General features: G+C 73.1%; 20 protein-coding genes. 11 read left to right on the top strand and 9 right to left on the bottom strand.

Annotated elements, in window-relative coordinates; translation table 11 throughout:
• Nucleotides 1-13: 13 nt before the first annotated feature.
• The 4 genes from ACFVXH_RS17960 (at nucleotide 14) to ACFVXH_RS17945 (ending at nucleotide 4,169) form a co-directional block, all read left to right on the top strand.
• A complete protein-coding gene (locus tag ACFVXH_RS17960; RefSeq protein ID WP_074003493.1) occupies nucleotides 14-880 on the top strand; it encodes an alpha/beta fold hydrolase in 867 nt (288 codons plus the stop codon).
• A gap of 274 nt (nucleotides 881-1,154) precedes the next feature.
• Nucleotides 1,155-2,447: an extracellular solute-binding protein gene (locus tag ACFVXH_RS17955; protein ID WP_074003494.1), complete on the top strand. Its 1,293-nt coding sequence runs from the start codon at nucleotides 1,155-1,157 to the stop codon at nucleotides 2,445-2,447.
• On the top strand, nucleotides 2,437-3,348 hold the full coding sequence (locus tag ACFVXH_RS17950; RefSeq protein WP_387824675.1) for a carbohydrate ABC transporter permease: 912 nt from the start codon (nucleotides 2,437-2,439) through the stop codon (nucleotides 3,346-3,348). Before ACFVXH_RS17955 ends, ACFVXH_RS17950 begins: the two co-directional genes overlap by 11 nt.
• Entirely contained in the window at nucleotides 3,345-4,169 is an 825-nt protein-coding gene (locus ACFVXH_RS17945) for a carbohydrate ABC transporter permease (protein ID WP_387824672.1), read from the top strand. The genes ACFVXH_RS17950 and ACFVXH_RS17945 overlap by 4 nt, the downstream gene beginning before the upstream one ends.
• A gap of 43 nt (nucleotides 4,170-4,212) precedes the next feature.
• Here the strand turns inward: ACFVXH_RS17945 and ACFVXH_RS17940 are convergent, their stop codons facing one another.
• Both ACFVXH_RS17940 and ACFVXH_RS17935 read right to left on the bottom strand, forming a co-directional pair.
• Nucleotides 4,213-4,770 (bottom strand): hypothetical protein, encoded by a 558-nt coding sequence (locus ACFVXH_RS17940; protein ID WP_387824670.1) that lies wholly within the window; start codon nucleotides 4,768-4,770, stop codon nucleotides 4,213-4,215.
• A 161-nt stretch (nucleotides 4,771-4,931) separates the two neighbouring features.
• Nucleotides 4,932-5,957, bottom strand: coding sequence for a LuxR C-terminal-related transcriptional regulator (locus tag ACFVXH_RS17935; protein ID WP_387824667.1), 1,026 nt, complete (start codon nucleotides 5,955-5,957; stop codon nucleotides 4,932-4,934).
• 132 nt (nucleotides 5,958-6,089) lie between these two features.
• Between ACFVXH_RS17935 and ACFVXH_RS17930 the strand changes: the two genes are divergently transcribed.
• Together ACFVXH_RS17930 and ACFVXH_RS17925 are read left to right on the top strand one after the other, a co-directional pair.
• Nucleotides 6,090-6,260 carry a hypothetical protein gene (locus ACFVXH_RS17930; protein WP_159028496.1) on the top strand — a complete coding sequence of 57 codons (171 nt, stop codon included), beginning with the start codon at nucleotides 6,090-6,092 and terminating at the stop codon, nucleotides 6,258-6,260.
• A gap of 57 nt (nucleotides 6,261-6,317) precedes the next feature.
• Nucleotides 6,318-6,545, top strand: coding sequence for a response regulator transcription factor (locus ACFVXH_RS17925; RefSeq protein WP_049653364.1), 228 nt, complete (start codon nucleotides 6,318-6,320; stop codon nucleotides 6,543-6,545).
• A gap of 104 nt (nucleotides 6,546-6,649) precedes the next feature.
• Here ACFVXH_RS17925 and ACFVXH_RS17920 read toward each other — a convergent pair whose 3' ends face one another.
• A complete protein-coding gene (locus ACFVXH_RS17920; protein WP_387824664.1) occupies nucleotides 6,650-7,831 on the bottom strand; it encodes an RICIN domain-containing protein in 1,182 nt (393 codons plus the stop codon).
• A gap of 348 nt (nucleotides 7,832-8,179) precedes the next feature.
• Nucleotides 8,180-8,791 (bottom strand): TetR/AcrR family transcriptional regulator, encoded by a 612-nt coding sequence (locus tag ACFVXH_RS17915; RefSeq protein ID WP_387824661.1) that lies wholly within the window; start codon nucleotides 8,789-8,791, stop codon nucleotides 8,180-8,182.
• A gap of 144 nt (nucleotides 8,792-8,935) precedes the next feature.
• Here ACFVXH_RS17915 and ACFVXH_RS17910 point away from each other — a divergent pair, with 144 nt between their 5' ends.
• The 3 genes from ACFVXH_RS17910 to ACFVXH_RS17900 all read left to right on the top strand — a co-directional run bounded on the left by ACFVXH_RS17910 (nucleotide 8,936) and on the right by ACFVXH_RS17900 (nucleotide 10,800).
• The gene (locus ACFVXH_RS17910) at nucleotides 8,936-9,880 is read left to right on the top strand and encodes an alpha/beta fold hydrolase (RefSeq protein ID WP_387824658.1); all 945 of its coding nucleotides are present in this window, start codon (nucleotides 8,936-8,938) and stop codon (nucleotides 9,878-9,880) included.
• A gap of 129 nt (nucleotides 9,881-10,009) precedes the next feature.
• Nucleotides 10,010-10,315 (top strand): GNAT family N-acetyltransferase, encoded by a 306-nt coding sequence (locus tag ACFVXH_RS17905; RefSeq protein ID WP_049653355.1) that lies wholly within the window; start codon nucleotides 10,010-10,012, stop codon nucleotides 10,313-10,315.
• 131 nt (nucleotides 10,316-10,446) lie between these two features.
• Nucleotides 10,447-10,800 carry an antibiotic biosynthesis monooxygenase family protein gene (locus tag ACFVXH_RS17900; protein WP_387824655.1) on the top strand — a complete coding sequence of 118 codons (354 nt, stop codon included), beginning with the start codon at nucleotides 10,447-10,449 and terminating at the stop codon, nucleotides 10,798-10,800.
• Between the two features lie 114 nt (nucleotides 10,801-10,914).
• Here the strand turns inward: ACFVXH_RS17900 and ACFVXH_RS17895 are convergent, their stop codons facing one another.
• The 4 genes from ACFVXH_RS17895 to ACFVXH_RS17880 form a co-directional block, all read right to left on the bottom strand.
• Nucleotides 10,915-12,567 carry a phospholipase D-like domain-containing protein gene (locus tag ACFVXH_RS17895; protein WP_387824652.1) on the bottom strand — a complete coding sequence of 551 codons (1,653 nt, stop codon included), beginning with the start codon at nucleotides 12,565-12,567 and terminating at the stop codon, nucleotides 10,915-10,917.
• Nucleotides 12,568-12,723: 156 nt separating this feature from the next.
• Nucleotides 12,724-14,013: an MFS transporter gene (locus tag ACFVXH_RS17890; RefSeq protein ID WP_387824649.1), complete on the bottom strand. Its 1,290-nt coding sequence runs from the start codon at nucleotides 14,011-14,013 to the stop codon at nucleotides 12,724-12,726.
• A 168-nt stretch (nucleotides 14,014-14,181) separates the two neighbouring features.
• On the bottom strand, nucleotides 14,182-14,538 hold the full coding sequence (locus tag ACFVXH_RS17885; RefSeq protein ID WP_049654374.1) for a metalloregulator ArsR/SmtB family transcription factor: 357 nt from the start codon (nucleotides 14,536-14,538) through the stop codon (nucleotides 14,182-14,184).
• A gap of 99 nt (nucleotides 14,539-14,637) precedes the next feature.
• Nucleotides 14,638-17,739 (bottom strand): SpaA isopeptide-forming pilin-related protein, encoded by a 3,102-nt coding sequence (locus ACFVXH_RS17880; RefSeq protein ID WP_387824981.1) that lies wholly within the window; start codon nucleotides 17,737-17,739, stop codon nucleotides 14,638-14,640.
• Between the two features lie 331 nt (nucleotides 17,740-18,070).
• On the opposite strand from ACFVXH_RS17880, the gene hcp reads away from it, so the two are divergent.
• Together hcp and ACFVXH_RS17870 are read left to right on the top strand one after the other, a co-directional pair.
• Nucleotides 18,071-19,741 carry a hydroxylamine reductase gene (gene hcp / locus ACFVXH_RS17875; protein WP_387824646.1) on the top strand — a complete coding sequence of 557 codons (1,671 nt, stop codon included), beginning with the start codon at nucleotides 18,071-18,073 and terminating at the stop codon, nucleotides 19,739-19,741.
• On the top strand, nucleotides 19,738-20,754 hold the full coding sequence (locus ACFVXH_RS17870) for an FAD-binding oxidoreductase (RefSeq protein WP_387824643.1): 1,017 nt from the start codon (nucleotides 19,738-19,740) through the stop codon (nucleotides 20,752-20,754). Before hcp ends, ACFVXH_RS17870 begins: the two co-directional genes overlap by 4 nt.
• 42 nt (nucleotides 20,755-20,796) lie before the next feature.
• On the opposite strand, the gene ACFVXH_RS17865 is transcribed toward ACFVXH_RS17870, so the two are convergent.
• Nucleotides 20,797-22,230, bottom strand: coding sequence for a PTS transporter subunit EIIC (locus tag ACFVXH_RS17865; RefSeq protein ID WP_387824640.1), 1,434 nt, complete (start codon nucleotides 22,228-22,230; stop codon nucleotides 20,797-20,799).
• Nucleotides 22,231-22,235 lie beyond the last annotated feature (5 nt).

Genomic DNA, 22,235 nt, shown 5'->3' with positions numbered 1-22,235 from the left:
GAACGGACCCGTCATGCACCAGCCGCTCTCCGCCGCGTACGTACCCGGCGCCCACCCGGACGCCGACACCGCCGTGTTCCTGCACGGGCTCGGCGGCTGGACCCACAACTGGGCCGCCCTGATCGAGCGCCTCCGGTCGTCGGTCCACTGCCTGGCCCTCGACCTCCCGGGCTTCGGCCGCTCCACGCCCCCGCCCGACGGCCTCGTCACCGTCGGGCGCCAGGCCGCGGCCGTCGCCCGCCACCTCGTCCGCACCGGGCACCGCCGCGTCCACCTGGTCGGCAACTCGCTCGGCGGCCTGACCGCCCTCCATCTCGCCGCCCACCGCCCGGAGCTGGTCGCCACCCTGACCCTCGTCTCCCCGGTCCTGCCCGCCCTCCCACCGCCGCAGGCCCTGCGGATCTCCCTGCTGGGCCTGCCGGGCGCCGCCCGCCTGTACGCCCGACTGCTGTCCACCCGGGGCCCCGACCGGCAGCTCGACGACCTCTACCGCCTGATCTACGCCGACCCGTCCCGCGTCAACGCCGAACAGCGGGCGACCGAAGTGCGCGAACGCCTGCGCCGCGCCGAACTCCCGTACAACCAGCAGATGTTGGTGGAGGGCGTGCGCGCCGTCGTCCGGGCCCACCTCCGGCTGCCGGGCGAGCCCTCGCCCTGGCACCAGGCCCGCCGGGTCACCGCCCCCACCCTGCTCGTCTTCGGCCGCGAGGACCGCCTCGTCCCCTTCCGTACGGCGGCCCGGTCCTACACGGCCTTCCGGGACGCCCGGCTCCTCACCCTGCCCGGCGTCGGCCACGTCGCCATGCAGGAACACCCCGACGCCGTGGCCGCGGCCTTCCGCGCCCTGCTCCCGGAGGCCCGCCGCACGCCCGGCGGGTGAGCCTCGCTATTGGTCTACTCCAATCTGTCCTGAATACGTCGTCACAGCAGGCGCCGGTCTGCCGTTCACTGTTCCTCCCAGGCGGCCGGGCTCGCTGCCGCACGACCCGTCGACCTGGGAGGTGCGAATGCGAAGGGCCTCGCCCCATCCGAAAGTTGGGGCTTCCGCCGGGCCCGGAGTCGGACGTCTTCCGGCCGAATGTCCGCTCCCCCGCGACGCAAGCTGATCTGAAGGGTAGTCAAAAGGTCACCCCCACAGTGAACTTGGAGACCCCATGGCCATTCGCGCGTCCTGTCGCCCCCTGGTCCTCACCCTGCTCCTGTCCCTGGCCGCGGCCGGATGCGGCGGCTCCGGCTCGGGCAGCGGTTCCGGGGCCGGCGGCAAGCTGACGGTGTGGCTGGCCGTGGACGCCCAGGAGAACTGGCCACAACTGGTCCAGTCCACCAACGACCGCTTCGCCAAGGCCCACCCCGGGGTCCGGGTCGACGTCCAGTACCAGCAGTGGACGACGAAGAACCAGAAGCTGGACGCCGTCCTCGCCGGGAAGAACGTGCCCGACGTGGTGGAGATGGGCAACAGCGAGACCACCAACTACATCGTCAACGGCGCCTTCGCCACCCTCGACCCGGCCCGCTTCGACCAGTCGGACGCCTGGCTGCCGGCGCTCGCCGACGCCTGCCGCGACAACGGCAAGGTCTACTGCGTGCCCTACTACGTCGGGGCCCGGGTCGGTGTCTACCGCACCGACTACTTCACCCAGGCCGGTGTGCCGGGCGCCCCGAAGACGTACCCCGAACTCCTCTCCGCGTTCGACCGGCTGAAGAGCACCTTCGGCACCCAGGACCCGAACTTCTCCGCCCTCTACATGCCCGGCCGCTACTGGTACGCGGCCATGGCCTTCCTGAAGGACGCGGGCGGCGAGATCGCGGTGAAGGACGGCAACCGCTGGAAGGCCTCGCTGTCCTCGCCCAACTCCGTCGCCGGGCTCACCGAGTGGAAGCGGCTGATCGACGCCTACTACGTCGGCGACCGCGCCAAGGACAACGGCGACCAGCCGGCCGTCGTCGGCCAGGGCCGTGTGGGCGTCTTCTACGGCAACACCTGGGAGGCCGGCGCCGCCGCCGACGAGCGCTCCGGCGGGGACCCGAAGCTGAAGGACAAGTTCGCCACCTTCCCCTTCCCCGGCCCGTCCGGCAAACTCCTGCCGCCCTTCCTCGGCGGCTCCACCCTGGCCGTGCCGGCCAAGTCGACGCGCAAGGACCTGGCCGCCGACTGGATCAGGCTGTTCACCGACCGGGAGTCCCAGAAGACGCTGATCGCCGCGAACACCCTGCCCAACAACACCACCCAGCTGACCGAGGTCGCCGCCGGCGGCATCAACGGCCCCGCCGCCCAGGCCGCGGCGACCGGGGGCTGGATGACCCCGTTCGCGCCCGGCTGGACGTCGGTGGAGAAGTCCAACGTCCTGCCCGAGATGCTGGAGCGGATCGCCAACGGCAAGGCGTCGGTGCAGGACGCCGCGCGGGAGGCGGACCGGCGGATCGACGAAGTGATCAATGAGCGCTGACCGGGGCCAGCGGCGGCGTCCGCTGCTGCCGTACCTGCTGATCGGCCCGACCGTCCTCGCGCTCGTCCTGGTGCTCGGCTACCCGCTCGTGGACATGGTCGTCCTCTCCTTCCAGGACATGACCCGCGAGCAGCTGTTCGGCGGCACCTCGCCGCCGTGGGCCGGGCTGGACCAGTTCCGCCGGATCCTCGGGGACGGGTTCTTCTGGACGGTGGTCGCCCGTACGGTGCTCTTCACCGCGGTGTGCGTCGTCCTCACCGTGCTCTGCGGGCTGTTCACCGCCCGGCTGATGCACCGGGTCTCCCCGTGGGTGCGCGCCGTCATCGCCGGGGTGCTGGTCACCGTGTGGGCCATGCCCGTCATGGTCGCCTCGTCGGTCTTCCGCTGGCTCTTCGACGCCGACTACGGCGTGGTGAACTGGCTGCTCTCGAACCTGCCCGGGGTCGACCTGGCCCGCCACAACTGGTTCACCAACCCCTGGCAGGGGTTCGCCGTCATCGTCGCCGTCGTGGTGTGGGGCTCGCTGCCGTTCGCCGCGATCACCCTGCGGGCCGCGCTGGCCCAGGTCCCGCCCGAGCTGGAGGAGTCCGCGGTCCTCGACGGGGCCCGGCCCCTCCAGGTCTTCCGGCATGTCACCCTGCCGGTGATCAGACCGGTCCTCGTCATGGTGACCACGCTGTCGGCCATCTGGGACTTCGGCGTCTTCAACCAGATCTGGCTCATGCGCGGCGGCCAGCCCGAGCGGGAGTACTACCTGCTGGGCGTCTACTCCTTCATCGAGTCCTTCGCCGTGAACCGGTACAGCACCGGGGCCGCGATCGCGCTCGTGACCGTCGTCCTGCTGCTCGCCGGATCGGTCGTCCACCTGCGTCAGATGCTCAGGACGGGAGAGATCGAATGAGGCGACGGCGGTCGCTGGGCCACGACCTGCTCGGACTGCTCGTCGCCGCGGTGATCGGCTTCCCCGTCTACTGGATGGTGCTCACCGCGTTCCGGCCGGCCACCGAGATCCTGAGCCTGCCACCGAAGTTCTGGCCGGGCCGCCCCACGCTCGACAACTTCGCCCGGGCGCTGGGCACCGAGACCTTCTGGGCCAACGTCCGCTCCAGCGTCGTCATCGGCCTCGGCACCGTCCTGGTGTCGCTGGTCGTCGGCGCGCTCGCCGCCTTCGCTCTCGCCCGCTTCCGCTTCGCGGGCCGCAAGGCCTTCGTCGTGGTGATCCTCATCGTCCAGATGGTCCCGCTGACGGCCCTGATCATCCCGGTCTACCTGCTGCTGAACGACGTCGGGATGACCGACAGCCTCACCGGCGTGGTCCTCACCTACCTGGTGTTCACGCTGCCGTTCACGGTCTGGATGCTGCGCGGCTTCATCGCCGGGGTCCCCGTGGAACTCGAGGAGGCGGCCATGGTCGACGGCTGCGGCCGGCTCGGCGCGTTCCGCCGGGTGGTGCTCCCGCTGCTCGCACCCGGCATCGTCGCCACCTCCGTCTTCGCCCTCGTCCAGGCCTGGAACGAGTACGTCCTCGTCTACATCCTGCTGTCGACTCCGGAGAAGCAGACCGTCAGCATCTGGCTGGTCTCCTTCCAGACCAGCTTCGGGACCGACTACGGCGGTCTCATGGCCGGTGCCACCCTGACCGCCCTGCCCGTCGTGGTCTTCTTCCTCCTCGTCCAGCGCAGGATCGCCTCCGGCCTCGCCGTCGGCGCGGTCAAGGGCTGAGCCCCGCCGCGCCGGAAGCCGGCCGCCGGGCGGCGCCGACCTCCTACCCGGGGCGGCCTGTCCCGGGACGGGCCCGCAGCCCGGTTCGCGGTGCCGGGATCTGGAGTACCGCGTGCCGGGAGCCCGGCCCGGGCAGCAGCGTGCAGGTCGAGCGGCACGGGACGAAGAGCGCCTGGCCGCCCCGGAGCCGGACCGCCAGCGGCACCCGGTGCGCGTCGGTCGGGGCCGTGGAGCCGGTCGGACCGGGGTTCGTACCGGTCGTACCGGTCGGGGCGGTCGAGGCGTCGACCATGATCTCGGTGACGGAGGACAGCTGGAGTACCAGGAGTTCCGACTCGGCCTGTCGCGTCTGGACCGCGTGCGGGTCCGCGGGGTCCTGCGGGAGGGCCCGGACGGTGACGCCCAGCAGTGCGCTCAGCCCGGCGGCGAGGGCTGCCGTGTCCTCCGCCGTGGACGGGTCGCCGGTGACGGGGGGCTCGTAGTCCGTCCAGAGGACGGCCGGCCCTCCACCGGTCCGGGCCGAGAGGAACGCGGCCAGTTCCAGGAGGTAGCCGCCCTCGTCGGCCGGTTCGTTCTCCTGATCGTCCGGCCCCCACTGCACCGTCGTCCTCCGTTCCGGAGCCTCGCGTCGGGAGGCTTCCCTTCGCCGGGCTCCATCATGGGTTCCCGCGATGGCACCGGGACAGTCACGCGAACCCGGTCCCGGAGTCGCGTGACCCTGCCGCCCGCGTGCCCTGTCCTCCCCGGCCGCCCCGGGTGCCGCTACTCGCCCAGCAGCCCGGTACGGGCGGCGGCCACACCCGCCTGGAACCGGCTCTCGGCATCCAACTGGCCCATGATGTCGGCGATGTGACGCCGCGCGGTGCGCAGGGACATCCCGAGGCGGCGGGCGATCGTCTCGTCCTTGAGCCCGGCGGCGAGCAGCCGCAGGATGGTCCGGTCGATCTCCTGGGAGACCTGCTCCAGGCCGTCCGCGGTGGCGGCGGAGAACGGCCTGGCACACGACCAGGACTGCTCGAAGATCTCGCACAGGTAGGCGACCAGCGACTCCTGGCGGATCGCCACCGCACCCCAGGAGCCGTCGCTCGCGGGGATGAAGGCGAGTTCGCGGTCGAAGACGATGATGCGGCCGAACAGCTCGTGGACGGTGCGGTACTCGCCGCCGAGCGGTGAGGCCGCTTCCACGTATGCCTGGCTGGGGCCGTTGAAGCGTGCGGTGTGGTGGTAGAGCGTGCGCATCCGCACCCCGCGGGCGAGCAGCGCGCGGTCACGGCCGAGCGCTTCCTCCATGGCTTCCGGCACCCGGCTTCCGCCACCGGGCTGGCTGGCCAGCACCTCGCTCCGGCAGCTGTCCGAGGCCCGGTCGAGCGCCGCCCGTACCTCCTGGAGGCTGCTGATGACCTCGACCCCCTCACCGGCGCCGGCCGCCCGTCCGCCCCGCTGGTAGTGGGGGAAGAAGCCGACGAGCTGGGCCTGTCCCCTGGCCAGCTCCTCCTGCTCGCGGCGGATCCGGGCCTCGACGGGGGCGGCGAGCCGGGCCATCGCGGCCTCCGGTGCGACGGCGTAGCCCGCCGTCGGGTCCTGCGGATCCGGGTACACCAGGCGCAGGGCGCTCAGCCGGCGTACCGAGGCGGCGGCCCGGTCCGGGTCCAGTCCCAAGTCGGCGGCGATGGCGGCGGGTTCGAGCCGGTGGTGTTCCAGTACCCAGGAGTAGACCGCCACGTCGACCTGATCGGGCTCCGTTCCGCCCGTCAGATCGTCCGGTTCGCCGGAAACATCCATGTACATCCCCCAGTCACTTTGCTGCCACCCAGCTTGGTGAGGTGGTCGACCCGTAGGCGCGTGATCATCTCGGCGACATGCTAGATCACAGGCCGGGACCCGCTCGGCGATCAGTTGAGGTCCCTCCAGGAGGACTCCATGAAGCGTTTCATCACCGCCGCCGTACTGCTCACGGCACTTCTCGGGATCAGCGCCCCCGCCGCGCTCGCCGTTCCGCAGGACCACGCGACGGCGGCCCGCAACGTTCACGCGGACGACACCTCGTGGGGCGGCGCGTGCACGACCCCCGGCTGCCAGCCCATCTACTGAGCGGTCGCCATGACCACCGCTCCCGTTCGACGTCCCCTCAGCCAGGAGAGTGCCCCGATGTCCCGACCCGCCACCGCCGCCCCCGCCCTGAGCCGCCGGGAGGTGGAGGTGCTGGAGCTGCTGGCCCGGGGAGCCACCTACGACACCATCGCGCGCCGCCTCCAGCTCAGCCCGCACACCGTCGACACCTACCTCCGACGGATCCGCAGCAAGACCGGCGCCACCACCCGCATGCAGCTGGCCCTGTTCGCCTTCACCCACGGCCACGGCCTCCCCGCCTCGTGACGCGGCCCCGGGGCGCAGGTGCGACGTCGGGCCGGACACGGGCCCGCCCCCGCCGGCGGGTCCCGGCAGGGGCGGAGTCAGGTGCGGAATGGAGCGCGGGACGGTCAGGGCTTGATCGTCCAGCGCTGGTTCCAGTCGTTGGTGCAGGTCCAGACGCCGAGCGCCTTGTTGTCCTCGTCGTAGGTGAGGCAGTCGTCGGTGCTGACGCGGATCTGGTACTCGCCGTCGCCGAACGCGAAGACCTCCCACTTCTGGGCGGCGGAGCCGGTCCAGGGGCGCGCCTCGGCCAGGTAGCTCTTGGTGTTCTCGGTGAGGGCGAGGCCGGTGACGGCGTTGGTGATCTTGTAGAGCCCACTGGCGTCCTGACTGAAGACCCAGCCGGTGGACTTGCCGGCGGTGCTGGTGGCGGCGGTGACCGGGGTGCCGCTCGCGGAGCCGTTGGCGGCGGGGGCCTGGCCGTTCTTGACGCTCGGGTGCAGCGTGCCGGTCAGCTGGGCGGCGCCCGAGTCGGCGACACCGAACCCCATCCGGATGTGGCCGCCGGGGATGTTGGTCCCGGTGTCGCCGGTCTCGTGCGCGGGGATGCCGGGGGTCCCCGGGCTGCTGATGGGGATCGCGGGGACGGTGATGATCTGGCCGCCGATCGGCACCTGGGGCGTCGAGGGGGTTCCGGGCGGCGGGGTGGAGCCGCTGGAGGACCCCGGCACCACTCGGGCCGGGAAGTGGATAAGCCGGCCCCCGCGGCCGCTGGTGTCCGAGTCATGGCCGATGAAGGCCCAGTTCATGAAGCCGCCGTCACCGTAGTTGACGAAGGTCGATTCACCCGCGAAGACCCAGACCTTGAAGTCGTCGTAGCCCTGCGGCCCGCCCTCCTTGTCGTGGTGCTCCAGCTTGACGTCGTCCTCGAACATCACCCCCCGCATGTTCGCCGAGTAGTCGTTCTTGAACCACTTGGTGTCGAAGGCGTCCGTCCCGTCGTACTTGAAGACGAGGACGTTGTAGCCGGGCGCGGCACTGCTCAGCTTCGAGACCAGGGCCTGGGTGAACTGGGCGTTCTCCATCTTCGCCTGGTTGGCCGCACCGAGGACGAACTTGACGGTGTCGGCGACGGCGCCGATCAGGGCGCTGGTGCAGTTGCCGCCCCCGACGCCGTCCTTGCCGGCGCAGTCGGCCGCGGCGGCCGGGGTCGGGGCCGCGACCAGCGCCGTACCGGCCCCGGCGAGGAGGCTGGCGGCCAGGGCGGTGGCGGTGGCGGACTTCTTCAGGCGGGCGCTAACGGCGCTCATGATGGGCTGCTTTCGGGCGGGTTCGGAGGAAGCGTCAGGCGGACCGGCACAACGCGGTACGGGTGCGGGCGGCCAGGGGGGGGCGTCACCGCCACCGCCTGTCCGGTCCGCCTTCCTGCCGGCGTTCCGTTCGGTGAGGTAGATCCTGCCGAGCCGCGATGGTCACGGAAAGTCACGAAGACCCGGTGCCGGAACGGCGGTACCTGGGTCACGTGACACCCACCGCGGCCGGGACTCCGCACCGCCGGGCCACCCTCCGCCGGCCCCTCTTCTCCCGTGCTACCGCACCGAGTCGAGCCGGCCCTTCCCCAACGGGTGCCAGGGGACCAGGCCGGGCCCGGATACCCGTCAGCTCGCGGCGTCGCCCTCGGCGGCCGCCCGGGCGAGGGAGTCCGCCACCGTCGCACAGGCCAGCCGGGCCACGGAGCGCAGCTCGGTGTCCGGGGTGCCGGCCCGGCTCAGGACGGCCAGCGACTGGTTGACGGCGACGACGAAGGTGGCGAGCTCGTCGAGCGTCCGGGCGTCGGCCGGGGAGTCCGCCAGCGCGGCGCGGACCCGTCGGTGCTGCAGGTCGAGGAGGCCGCGCACCCGCGCGCCGCTCTCCTCCGTCAGCGTCGGCGACTGCGCGGCGGACTGGGCGACGAGGCACCCGGCGGGCACCGACGGGTCGGCGATGCGCTCCAGGACGACATCGAAGAACGCCTCGACGGCGCGCACCGGGTCACCGGGGTGAGCGGCGAACGCCTGCTCGTACCGGGCGCCGTAGACCGCCGCGTAGCGGTCGAGGCACTGGTGGAACAGGGCGTCCTTGCTGCCGAAGGTGCCGTAGAGGGAGCCCCGGCCGAGGCCGGTGGCGGAGCCGAGGGCGTCCAGCGAGGCGTCCGCGTACCCGCGCTGCCAGAACACCCGCATGGCCCGGTCGAGGGCCTCCCCGACGTCGAACTGCTTCCGGCCGGACACCGCACAAACCTCCCGTTTCACCCGTCTGCCATGAGCCTACCCGCGTCCTGGACCGATCGGTCAAACAATCTTTGACCGATCGGTCCAGGATGGCTACCGTGACGGCCAGTGGCCAGATCAGCCGGCACCGCGAAAGGAAAGATCATGAGCCAGTCACCCACGCCCGAAGGCCCCGGCTCCGTCGCCGGGGCGCCGAACCTCCCGGCCGGATTCGCGCGGACCTTCACCAGCCGGTACGTCGACACCGGGCACCTGCGCCTGCACACCGTCACCGGCGGCGAGGGCCCGCCGCTGCTGCTGCTCGCCGGCTGGCCGCAGACCTGGTACGCCTGGCGCCTCCTGATGCCCGCGCTGGCACGGGACTTCCAGGTCGTCGCCGTCGATCCGCGCGGCGTCGGACTGTCCGACAAGCCCCTGGACGGGTACGACACCGGCACGCTCGCCCGCGACCTGGTGGCGCTCATGGACACGCTCGGGCACCACCGGTTCGCCATGGTCGGACACGACGTCGGCATGTGGACCGGCTACGCCCTGGCCGCGGACCACCCCGACCGGCTCGAACGCCTGGCCGTCGCCGAGGCCGCGATCCCCGGGCTCTCCCCCACGCCGCCGCTCTTCGGCAGCCAGGAGGCCAACGACCGACTCTGGCACTTCGCCTTCAACCGCCTCGCCGGCGTCAACGAGCAGCTGGTCGCCGGGCGGGAGCACCTCTACTTCGGCCACCAGTTCGCCACGAAGGCCGCGAAGCCCCTGCCCGACCACGCCGTCCGGCACTACGTCGACACCCTCGCCGCCGATCCGCAGGCCCTGCGCTGCAGCTTCGAGTTCTACCGGGCACTGGACACCACCATCGCCCAGAACCGGCAGCGCGCGGCCCGACGGCTCTCCCTCCCCGTCCTGGCGATCGGCGGAGCGGCGAACCTCGGCGCCTCGGTCGGCGCGACGATGCGGCTGGCCGCCGACGACGTGGAGACCCTGGTCCTCCCCGAGTGCGGCCACTACCCCGCCGAGGAGTCCCCGGAGGCGATGCTCTCCGCCCTGACCGCGTTCCTGGCGCCGTACCGCACCGGGCGGACCGTCTCGGGCTGAGACCGTCCACACCCACCCGCCCCGCGCGTCGCGGGAGACAAATGTTGAGCATTCAACTATGCTGCTGACAGCGGCGCCGGCCACCAGCGGTCGTCCGCCGAGGCGACCCGCCGCACCCGAGGAGGAACCGTGGAGCAGACCGTCACCGACAACACCGAGAAGTCCCGCTTCGAGATCCACGACGGCGGCGAACTCGCCGGCTTCGCCGAGTACCACCGCTCCGGCGACGAGATCGCCTTCATCCACACCGAGATCGACCCCCGCTTCGAGGGCCGAGGCCTCGCCGGCCGACTGGCCCGCGCCGCCCTGGACACGGCCCGCGACCAGCACCTCGCCGTCCTCCCCTACTGCCCCTTCATCCGCGGCTGGATCACCAAGCACCCCGAGTACGCCGACCTGGTCCCCGCCACCCACCGGGCCCGCTTCGGCCTCTGAGCAGCCGCGTACCGCGCCGTCCGGGCCGCCGCGGGAGGGCCCGGACGGCTTCGGTCAAGATCCCGAACCCTTGTTCCACCGTTCGGTAAAGACACTGGATCACCGGACGCGTGCCGCCCTACGGTGGCGGCATGAGTGATCACTCCGAAGCACCCGTCGCACCCGTCCAGGCCTTTGAACCCCCGTACTACGTCGCCGTCTTCACCACGGTCCGGACGCAGGACCAGAGCGACTACAGCGAGACCAACGCCCGCATGGAAGAGCTGGTGAACGACATCCCCGGGTACCTGGGGATGGACCACGCGCAGACGCCCGGCGGACTGGGCATCACCGTCGGGTACTTCCGCGACGCCGACGCCCTCACTCAGTGGCGGACCAACGCCGAGCACCGCGCCGCGCAGAAGCGCGGGCGGGCCGACTGGTACGAGAGCTACACACTGCACGTGGCGAAGGTGGAGCGCAGCCACGGGTTCGTGCGGGCGTAACCCCCGGGTGAGAGCAGAGCGGGGCGGGCGCCGCAGTGAGCAGCGCCCGCCCCGGGCGGCCTGAGCAGGGAACCCGCCGGCCGGCCATCAGGCGTCGGACCTCAGGCCTCGACCTCAGGCGCGGCAGGTCCCGGTGGACCAGTCGACGGTCGCGGCGGCCTGCGAGTACTTCCACTCGGGGCCGAGCAGGTCGCGGTCGAGCTGTGCGGCCGCGTTACGGTTCTCGACGATGTAGCCGAAGTCCTGCAGCCAGGCCGGGTACAGGTTCTTCGAGCCGATGTAGAAGGCCGAGTCGTCGACCGCGACCAGCTTGTGGTGCAGCGCGTACGGGTGCCCGTCGGCCCAGGTGGCGGTGGGGGCCGCACGGAAGGAGGCGAGCTGGAGGTTGCCGCAGAGGGCCGCGTCGGCCTTGCCCCGGTCGCCGGTGAGCGCGGTGAGCCGGGCCTTCAGGACGTCGCTGATCTCGGCGAGGGACTTCATCTGCGAGTAGCCCCCGCTGCCCACGGTGCCCCGGTTGGCCGGGTCGCTGACCACGATCCGCACCTTGACCCCGGCGGCCAGCTTGGCGGCCAGCGTGTCGTAGAGCCGGGAGTCGTAGTGCGAGATCGGCGGGCAGGTGCCGTTCAGGTCCTGCTGGGAGATCTCGATGTGCCGCTGGGCGCTGCCGACCAGGGCGCGCAGGGCGTTCTCCTCGGGGTTGACGGTCTCGTAGTCGCGGTCGGCGTTGGTGTTGTCGTGCAGGGTCAGCGGGCCGCACTTGGCGTCCGCCGCCCCGGGGACGGGGCCGGGCCGGTACCCGGAGGAGGGGTCCGCGTCCTTGATGCCGACGCCGAGGCCGCCGACGGCTATCACCGGGACGTTCCCGGCGGCGGGGGCGGACGGGTTGAGCTCGCGTTCGATCGACGGGCGGCAGGCGCCGCCGTCCGAGGAGGCGAACCACGCGTTGTCGAGGAGGCCGGTCCGGCCGCAGGTCCACTCCCAGAGGGTGTCCAGGTAGCGGCCGGCGGAGGTCGCGGCGGGGCCGGTGAGCGCGAGGTCGACGTCCGAGACGGGGTTCGAGGTGTCGAGGTAGTCCTTGCTCCAGCCGTTGATGCCGCCGGTGAGGACGGTGCGTCCGTCGACCACCAGGAGCTTGGAGTGGTTCCAGGAGAAGGCGGTGCGCGAGGAGGTCATCGAGGCGATGTTGAGGCTGACCGACGAGGCGGCCGGTCCGAGCTTCGCGACCAGGTCGTCCCGGTACCGCGACGGCAGCACGTTGGCGTTGTACAGCGGCGCCGCACCGACCAGGATGCGCACCACCGGGCGGTGCCCGGCGGCGACCGAGGCCTTGAGCCCGGCGACCAGGGCGTCCTCGAACCCGCCGTCGGGGAACGGCGCGAGGCTGGAGACGTCGACGGTCCGGGTGGCGGCGGAGACGTCGGCGGTCATCTTCGCGAGCAGCGCGCGGGTGCCGGGCCGGTCGGCGCAGGTGGCGTCGCCCCAGCAACCGGGCGTCTGGAACAGCCAGTTCGCGGGGCCGCCGGCCTGGTCGGCGCCGGCCAGGGCGTTGCCGTCGGTGCGCTGCCAGACGGTGCCCTCCAGGCCGGGCGACACCTGGCGCAGCACCTGCTCGACGGCGTCGATGTGGGTGGTGTCCGCGCCCTGTGCGGGGGCGGGGGCGGCGTGGGACGGCGCGGCCGACAGGACGCTGATCAGGGTGCTGGCCGCGACGGCGGCGAGGGCGCCGCGCAGGGCGCGGCGGGGTCGGCGGGAGCCGGGTCGGTACACGTGAGGATCCTTCAGAACGTGGCAGGCGTCGTGCTGTTCGCCTACGAGACACCCAGAGACTACCTGCTGGTAACACCCCGTCAAACTTGCGCATGACAAAAGCGCGCGGGGGCTCGACCGGCCCCGGCGAACCCCGGCCCCTGGCTGCCCGTCCGGTCAGCGGGTGACGGCGACGCCCCGCTTCCCGCTCGCCGCGACCGTGGCCGCGGCCGCCGCCCCCGGCACCCCGCGCCAGGCGCGGGCGGCCAGCAGGCCGGAGGCGAGGGCGACGGCACCGAGGGCGACGGCGGCCGCGGTGAGGCCCAGGGTGGCACCGAGCCAGCCGGCCAGGGGGTAGGTGAGCAGCCAGCAGCCGTGCGAGAGGGAGAACTGGGCGGAGAAGACGGCGGGCAGGTCCTCGGCGGCCACCGAGTCGCGCAGGACGCGGCCGGTGGGGGTGAGGATCAGCGAGCCGGCCGCGCCGAGGACGGCCCAGACGGCGAGCAGGACGGGCCAGCGCCAGGCGCCCGGCCCGGCGGCCGTGAGCACGGCGAGCAGGGCGAAGAGCCCGACGATGCCGAAGGCCGCCGGGAGCATGACGATCCGGTCCGGCACCCGGTCCAGCACCCGGGGCAGCAGCAGCGCCACGGCCATCGACCCGGCCCCGTAGGCGCCGAGCGCGATCGGGACGTCGGTGGCGGGGCGGCCGAGCTGGCCGCGGACGTAGACGACGGTGTTGACGATCACCATGGCGCTGGCGGCGGCCGCCGCGAGGTCCAGGGCGAGCATCGCCCGCAGCCGGGGCACGGCGAGGAACAGCCGGGTGCCGCGGACGGACCTGGCGAGGACGCCGTCGCCGGTCCCCTCCCGCACCGACCGAAGCGGCTCCGGCCGCAGCGGCTTGGGCAGCACGGCCGAGAGCACCAGGGCGGCGGAGGCGAGGAACCCGGCGGCGGTGCCCCAGAACAGCCAGTTGTAGCTGATCAGCGCGAGCAGGGCGCCCGCCAGTACCGGGCTGACCAGGCTCTCGGTGTCGTAGGCGAGCCGGGACAGCGACAGGGCGCGGGTGTACTCGCGCTCCTCGGGCAGCACCTCGGGGATCACCGACTGGAAGGCCGGGGTGAAGGCCGCCGAGGCGGACTGCAGGACGAAGATCAGGACGTAGACCTGCCACACCTCGGTGACGAAGGGCAGGGTGAGGGCGACGGCGGCCCGGGTGAGGTCGGAGGCGGCCATCAGCCGCCGGCGCGGGATGCGGTGGGCCAGCGCGGTGACCACCGGGGCGATGCCGACGTACGCGAGCATCTTGATCGCCAGCGCGGTGCCGAGCACCGATCCGGCGCCCGCCCCGGCGAGGTCGTAGGCGAGGAGGCCGAGCGCGACGGTGGCGAGGCCGGTGCCCACCAGGGCGACGATCTGGGCGGCGAACAGGTGCAGATAGGTGCGGTTGCGCAGCACGGAGAGCATGAGGACCCCGCTCGGACTGGACGCGGTAGGACGACACGTCCAGGATAGGTCAACATGTGCACGCATGTGCACATGTTGACCGGGAAAGCGGCCCGGAAGGCGGCGAGGGGAAAGCGGCGCCGGAAAAGCGGCCCGCACCCCGGAGGGCACGGGCCGGCACGGATCCGCTCAGTCGTGCGGCGGGAGCTCGCCGATCTGGTGGTCGGCGACGCTCAGCGCCTCGTCGACCAGCCGGCGCAGATGGCCGTGGCGCAGCGCGTACACGACGCGCCGGCCGTCCTTGCGGGTGGTGACCAGGCCCGCCAGCCGGAGCTTGCCGAGGTGCTGGCTGACCGACGTCCGGGGGGCTCCGGCCGCCTCGGTGAGCGTGGTCACGTCGGCCTCGCCGGCGCTCAGCCGCTGGAGCAGCGCGAGCCGGGTGCGGTCCGCGAGCAGCGCCAGGATGCCGGCCGCGGCCTCCAGCCGCTCGTCGTCCCGTCGCTCCTGCGCATGGTGCGCACCTGACACCTGAAGGCTCCCGCTCATGGCGCCATCGTAGGGCCCTGGGCCGTCCGGGGCGCCGTCCGGGCGGGCCCGTGCCCGCCGAAGCGCGGAGGCTTCGGCGGGCACGGGCCGGTCATGCGGTCAGGCGTCCGCGCCCCAGAGGAAGCCCGGCACGGGCGTGAAGCGCACGTACGGGCTCCACTCGTCGCCCGGCGGGCAGGGGGTGGGCGGGCACGGCGGCGGCGGACACTTGCTGTCCTCGACCGTGACCGTCACGCACGCGTGGTCCCCGGTCAGCTCGACCCTGGTCACCGAGGGCCGCGACAGGTTGTAGCCCTCGGGTGCGGAGACCTCCTGCCAGTAGTAGGTGCCCGGCGGGAGGTGGTCCGCCGAGCAGACGCCCGACGCGGGGGTCGTGCACGGCGGGCCGACGGCGGTGTCGGGGTTGTCCCCCGTGGTCTGCAGACCGGCCACGCCGTTGCTCTCCCGCCACAGCTGGAACACGGCGCCCGCCAGCGGCTGCCCGCTGTCGGCGTCGACCTTCCTGACGGAGGTGGACCCGCTCGGGGCGGTCGGCGTCTGCGTGTCCTGGACGGGGACCTGGACGTTCGGCCGGCCCAGGTCGATGACGACGGTCGTCACCGGGGACTGCGGCAGGTCGTACCCGGGCGGCGGCACCGTCTCCTGCCAGTAGTACGTACCCAGCGGGAGCCCGGACGCCGAGCAGACACCCGACGCGGGCGTGACGCACGGGGAGCCCACGGCCGTGTCCGGATTCGGGCCGGTGGCCTGCAGCCCCGGAACGCCGTTGGTCTCGTGCCAGAGCTGGAAGGTGGCGCCCGCCAGGGGCTGTCCGGTGGCGGCGTCGGTCTTCTTGACGGAGGTGGACCCGGTGGGGGCGGTCGAGTGGGTGTCCTGGACGGGGAGCTGGATGTCCTGCCCGTTGGTGTCGAGGACGACGGTCGTCACCGCGGACTGCGGCAGGTCGTACCCGGGCGGCGGCGCCGTCTCCTGCCAGTAGTACGTACCCAGCGGGAGCCCGGACGCCGAGCAGACGCCCGACGCGGGCGTGACGCACGGGGAGCCGACCGCCGTGTCGGGGTTGGCCCCCGTGGTCTGCAGACCGGCCACGCCGTTGGTCTCGTGCCACAGCTGGAAGGTCGCCCCCGCCAGCGGCTGTCCGGTGGCCGCGTCGGTCTTGGTGACGGAGGTGGACCCGGTGGGAGCGATGGTCTTGGCGTCGGCGACGGTGACCATGACGTTCTTCCCGTTCGCGTCCAGCACCACGGTGTTCACGTTGAGGTCGGGCAGGTCGTACCCGTCGGGCGCCGAGACCTCCTGCCAGTAGTACGTGTCCAGCGGGAGGCCCGACGCCGAGCAGACACCGGACGCCGGGGTCACGCACGGGGAGCCGACCGCCGTGTCCGGGGTCGCCCCGGACGTCTGCAGACCGGCGACGCCGTTGGTCTCACGCCACAACTGGAAGGTCGCCCCCGCCAGGGGCTGCCCGCTGTCGGAGTCGGTCTTGGTCACGCTGGTCGAGGCGGTCGGAGCGGCGGCCGGGGTGTCGGCGACGGTGACCGGGGCGCTCTGCCCGTTGGTGTTCAGCACGACCGTGGTCACGTTGAGCCCGGGCAGGTCGTACCCGGGCGGCGCCGCCGTCTCCTGCCAGTAGTACGTACCCAGCGGGAGGCCGGACGCCGAGCAGACGCCCGACGCGGGCGTGACGCACGGGGAGCCCACGGCCGTGTCCGGATTCGCCCCGGAGGTCTGCAGCCCCGGAACGCCGTTGGTCTCGTGCCACAGCTGGAAGGTCGCCCCCGCCAGCGGCCGCGAGGTGGCGGAGTCGACCTTGGTCACGCTGGTGGACCCGGTCTCGACGACCGGGCTCGTGGTGTCCTGGACGGTGACCGGGACGGTCTGCCCGTTCGTGCCGAGGACCACGGTCGTCACCGGCGGCTGGGGCAGGTCGTACCCGGGCGGCGGCGTCGTCTCCTCCCAGTAGTAGGTGCCCAGCGGGAGGTCGGCCGTGGAGCAGACACCGTTGCGCCCGGTGGTGCAGGGGGCGCCGACCTTGGTGTCCGGGGTGGTTCCCGTGGTCTGCAGGCCGGCGACGCCGTTGCTCTCCTTCCACAGCTGGAAGGTGGCGCCCGCCAGGGTCTGCCCGGTGGCCGAGTCGACCTTGGTCACGCTGGTCGAGCCGGTGGGGGCCGGCGGGTTGCCGCACTCCGGGAGGTCGCCGTTGAAGGGGTAGGCGTGGAACTCGGTCCCGGTCATGCCCAGACCGGAGTTGTGCAGCAGCGAGCCGGTGGTGAAGAACCGTCCGTTCAGACCGGGCAGGTTCATCGTGGCGGTGCTGGCCGGGTTGCCGACCAGCACGCTGCCCTGGAACTGCCCCGAGCCGGTCAGGGTGACGGTCGTCGCGGTGGGGAAGTTCCACAGCAGGCGCTCGCGCAGCTGGTTCCACGGGTCGGTGTCCGCGAGGCTGCCGCTGTACGTGTTGATGGTGCGGGCGTCGCCGACGAGGTTGACCAGGACGGTCGCGTTCGCGGGGATGCCGGCGAAGGTGACCCCCTGGGTCCCGCCGCCGCGGCCGACGATGTCGAAGTCGACGTTGAAGACCTGGAGGGCGGAGGTGCCGTCGCCGGTGAACAGGGTCTGGTACCCCTGGTTGACGGCGGTTCCGGTGGCCGGGCGGGGGGTGCCGGTCCCGGCGTAGCACGCGCTGGCCGTCTGCAGCTCGCCGCGCAGCGGCGCGTACGCGGCCACGGCCTGCGGGTCGTGGACCTTCGTGCCGGTGACGGTTCCCGTGGTGGCGCCCGCGTAGCGGACGACGCCGCCCTCGGCCAGGAGCGACTGCCCCGGGGCCACGGTGACGTTGCCGCCGGCGGTGAGGAAGTCCGCGCCGTTCGGCGGGGGGACGCGCGAGCCGACGCCGACGATGCCGATGTTGTACACGGAGCTGACCCCGGCGGCCTTGCTCATGTCGAAGTTGCCGAGGGTCACCACGTGCCCCTCGGCCTCGGCGGCCGAGCCCCGGACGTTGAAGTCGCCGCCGACGAAGACGTTCACCCCGGCGTCGCGGCCCGCGAAGGGACCGTTGTTGACCGGGGGGAACGTCGCCGGACAGTCCGCGCCCAGGCAGGGCCCCAGGCCGCCCGGCAGGCCGGCCGCCTGGGCGGCCGACGGTGCGATGAGCGACATGCCGAAGGGGACGAGCGTCAGGGCCAGGGCGGATCCCATCACCCTGCCGAGCCTTCGTCTCCAGCCGACGGCGGTCGCCTGATTCTGACTGGGCTTCACCACAGTCCTTTCCTCATATGAACCGAACAACAGCCCTCGGAGTGTTCTCGTCGGAGCCCCGAGCAGCGGCGACCCGCCAGCCGTTTCGTCTGAACGCCGCGACACGTACACCCGATCGGACGCGGCGGACGCCGGGGCGACTGGGTCTCCCGACCCCGGATTGGGGCCCTCCGGCCCTGACGCGCCGTCAACGGCGGCCCCATCCTGGACTCGTCGAGGCCCCGTCCGCCCGCCGCCACCGAACGACACCACCAGTCCCCGGAGGACCCGCATGTTCTGCTACCAGTGCGAACAGACCGACCGCACCGGCGCCACCCCCGGCTGCGCCGGTCCGATCGGCAACTGCGGCAAGGACTCCCCCACCTCGGACCTCCAGGACCTGCTGATCCACGCGGTCAAGGGCATCTCCCAGTACGCCGCCAAGGCGCGCGCCCTCGGCGACCCGGACGACGAGGCGGCGGCCTTCGTCCTGTACGCGCTCTTCACCACGCTCACCAACGTCAACTTCAACCCCACCCGCTTCGCCGCCCTGATCCAGCTGGCCGTCGGCGTCCGGAACCGGACCAGGGACCGGTACGAGCGGGCCGCGCGCGCCGCCGGGCAGCAGCCGGAGACGCTCACCGGCCCGGCCGCCTGGACCCCGGCCGCGGACCCTGGCGCCCTGGTCGGCCAGGCGTCGGGCGTCCGGGTGGACATCGGGCTCCCCCTGGTCGGGCCCGAGGTGGTCGGGCTCCGCGCGCTCCACCTCTACGCGCTCAAGGGCATCTGCGCCTACGCCCACCACGCCGACGTGCTCGGCCGCCGCAGCGCCGAGGTGCTCGGCGGCGTCGAGGACGCCCTCGCCTACCTGGCCGGCGAGCCGACCGACCCCGCCGAGCTGCTGGAGCGCGCCGTCGGCCTCGGCCGGCTCAACCTCGCGGCGATCGAACTGCTGGACGCCGCCAACACCGGCACCTACGGGCCCCAGCGGCCCACCGCCGTCCGCACCACCCCGGTCGCCGGAAAGGCCGTCCTGGTCAGCGGCCACGACCTGCGGGACCTGGAGGCCCTCCTGGTGCAGACCAGGGGCCAGGGCATCAACGTCTACACCCACGGCGAGATGCTCCCCGCCCACGCCTACCCGCTGCTCAAGGCCCACCCGCACCTGGCCGGCAACTACGGCGGCGCCTGGCAGGACCAGCAGCGGGACTTCGCCGCCTTCCCCGGCCCGGTCCTGATGACCTCCAACTGCGTCATCGAGCCGCACGCCGCCTACCGCCGCCGGATCTTCACCGCCGGACCGGTCGGCTGGCCCGGCGTCCGGCACCTCGCCGACCACGACTTCCGCCCGTTGATCCAGGCCGCCCACGCCCTGCCCGGCTTCCCGGAGACCGCCGCCGAGGAGGAGGCCGTCACCGTCGGCTTCGGCCGGGACGCCGTGCTCGCGGTCGCCGACCAAGTCGTCCACGCGGTGCGGCAGGGCGACATCCGGCACTTCTTCCTGATCGGCGGCTGCGACGGCCCCACCCCCGGCCGCGACTACTACACCGACCTCGCCCTCGGCGCGCCCCGCGACAGCGTGGTACTCACCCTCGGCTGCGCCAAGTACCGCTTCAACCGGCACGACTTCGGCGAGATCGCGGGCCTGCCCCGGCTGCTCGACCTCGGCCAGTGCAACGACACCTACTCCGCCATCCGGATCGCCACCGCGCTCGCCGACGCCTTCGAGTGCGACATCAACGACCTGCCGCTCACCCTGGCACTGTCCTGGACCGAGCAGAAGGCCGTCGCGGTGCTGCTCACCCTGCTCGCGCTGGGCATCCGCGACATCCACCTCGGCCCCTCGCTGCCCGGCTTCCTGACCCCCGCCCTGGTCGAGGAACTGGTGAAGCGGTTCGGCCTGCGGGTGGCCGGCGACCCGGCGGCCGACCTGGCCGCCGCGCTCGAACGGACGGCGTCGTGAGCGCAGTCACCCTCACCACCAGCGACGGCGGCCGGCTGGAGTTCGACTGCGCCCCCGGCCGCAGCGTCCTGGAGGCCGCGGCGGAGGCCGGCGCCGCCCTGCCCGCCTCCTGCCGCCGGGGCACCTGCGGCTCCTGCCACGCCTCCGTCACCGACGGGCCGTACAACCTCGGGCCGCACAGCGAACAGGCCCTCCCGCCGGACGGGCGCGAGCGCGGCGAGGTGCTGCTCTGCCGCACCTTCCCGCGCGGCCCGCTGACCGCCGCCCTGCCGTACGAGCAGGCCCGCGTCCTGTACGGCGCCGTCCCGGTCCGCGCGGCCACCGTCACAGCGGTGGACCAGGTCACCCCGGACACCGTGCGGCTGGAGCTGCGCCTCGACGACCCGGACTGCCAGTTCGACCCGGGGCAGTTCATGGAGCTCCAGACACCCGGCAGCGAGGTGAAGCGCGCCTACTCCCCCGCCAACACCGGCAACTGGGAGGGCCGGCTGGAGTTCTACGTCCGACTGCGGGAGGGCGGGCACTTCTCCTCCTACCTCGCCGACCGGGCCCGCCCGGGCGACCGGCTCACCGTGCACGGCCCGCAGGGCGCCTTCGGCCTGCACGAGACCGGCCTGCGGCCGCGCTGGTTCCTGGCCGGCGGCACCGGCCTGGCCCCGCTGCTGGCGATGGTCCGCCGGATGACCGAGTGGCAGGATCCGCAACCCGCCCGGCTGTTCCTCGGCGTCAACGAGCCGCGGGACGTCTTCGGACTGGACCAACTCGCCGCCGTATCCGCCGAGTTGCCCGGCTTCCGGTACGAGGTCTGCGTCCGCTGGCCCGGCCCCGACTGGTCCGGCCCGACCGGCACCCCGGCCGACCTGCTCGCCGCCGCCCTGCCCGGACTCGGCGGCGCCGCACCGGACCTGTACGTCTGCGGCCCGCCGCCCCTGGTCGACGCCGTGCTGCGCACCGCCGCTTCGGCAGGGGTGCCGGCCGAACAGGTCCACCGGGAGCGCTTCCTGGCCACCTGACCGCCGGACCGCCGCCGATCCGCTTCGGCGGCGACCCGGCGGCTATTCCGAACCCCCCTCCGGGGCAACGGCGTTGTACTCGGCGAGGGTCTCGCGGGTGAAGCCGAAGAACCAGGTGGCGAGGAAGCCCGCGAGGTAGCCGGTCAGCAGCCCGCCGCCGTACACGGCGGCGCTCGCGAGGAGCCCGTGCGGGCCGGCCAGGAGCGGGAAGAGGGCCCAGCCGGAGGGGCCGATGGCGGTGGAGCCGACGGCGTCGCCGAGCTGTCCGGCCACCCCGATGAAGGCGCCGCCGGCCGCGCCGCCGACGCAGGCGGTGACGAAGGGGCGCCCCAGCGGCAGGGTGACGCCGTAGACCAGGGGCTCGCCGACGCCGAGCAGGCCGGCCGGGAGCGCGGACCTGATGGTGGCCCGGATCGAGGCGTTGTGGCGCAGCCGCAGGTAGACCGCCACCGCGCAGCCGACCTGTCCGGCGCCGGCCATGGCGAGGATCGGCAGCAGGACGGTGGAGCCCTGCTGCTGGATCAGGGTGGTGTGGATCGGGATCAGCGCCTGGTGCAGGCCGAGCATCACCAGCGGCAGGAAGAGGCCGCCGAGCACGAGTCCGGCGAGCAGGCCGCCGTGGGCGAGCAGCCAGGTGGCGGCGTGGCCGATGGCGGTGGAGACCTCCCCGGCGAGGTACATCAGGCCGAACAGCGCGGCGAGCCCGCCGAGCAGGACGGTGACGGTGGGGGTGACCAGGACGTCCAGGGCTGCGGGCACCAGGCGACGGGTCCAGCGCTCCAGGTGGACGGCCAGCAGTGCGGCGCCGAGCGCGCCGACCACGCCGCCCTGGCCGGGCGTGAGGTGGTGGCCGAAGGCCTCGACCTTGGCGACCCCGGCGTAGACGATCACGCTGGCCACCGCGCCGCCGAGCACGGGCGTGCCGCCGAACTCCTTCGCCGTGTTGTAGCCGACGAAGACCGCGATCAGCGACATGAACCCGGAGGAGACCGGGCCCAGGGCGGTGACCAGCGCCGGTGCCCAGCCGAGGTTGGCGAGGGCCCCGGAGAGGCCGGCGACGATCCCGCAGCCGATCAGGGCGGGGATCAGCGGGACGAAGATGTTCGCGATCCGGCGCAGCGCCAGCTTCACCGGGGTCGCGTTGCGCACCCGGCCCTGGGCCCGGATGCGCTCGCCGCGCCCGGCGAGGTCCTCGGCGGTGGGGGCAGCCGCCGGGCCGGGGGGCTCCAGGAGCTGGCGCAGCCACGCGGTGACCCCGGCGACGACGGCGGGCCCGAGCACGATCTGGTAGGTGTCGTCCTCGACCGTGCCCAGGACCTCCGGCAGCGCCCGGAGCGCCTCGGTGTCGACCAGGGCGCGGTCCGCCAGGCCCAGCCGCAGCCGGGTCATGCAGTGGGCGACCGAGCGGATGTTGGCGGCGCCGCCGACCAGCGGGAGGATCGCCTCGGCCACGGCGCGGTTCTTCTCGTCCGACATGCCGG

It is taken from the genome of Kitasatospora sp. NPDC058184 (assembly GCF_042883725.1).
GTDB lineage: Bacteria > Actinomycetota > Actinomycetes > Streptomycetales > Streptomycetaceae > Kitasatospora.
The sequence above is the reverse complement of the archived record's forward strand: the minus strand, read 5'-3'. Positions and strand labels throughout refer to the sequence as shown.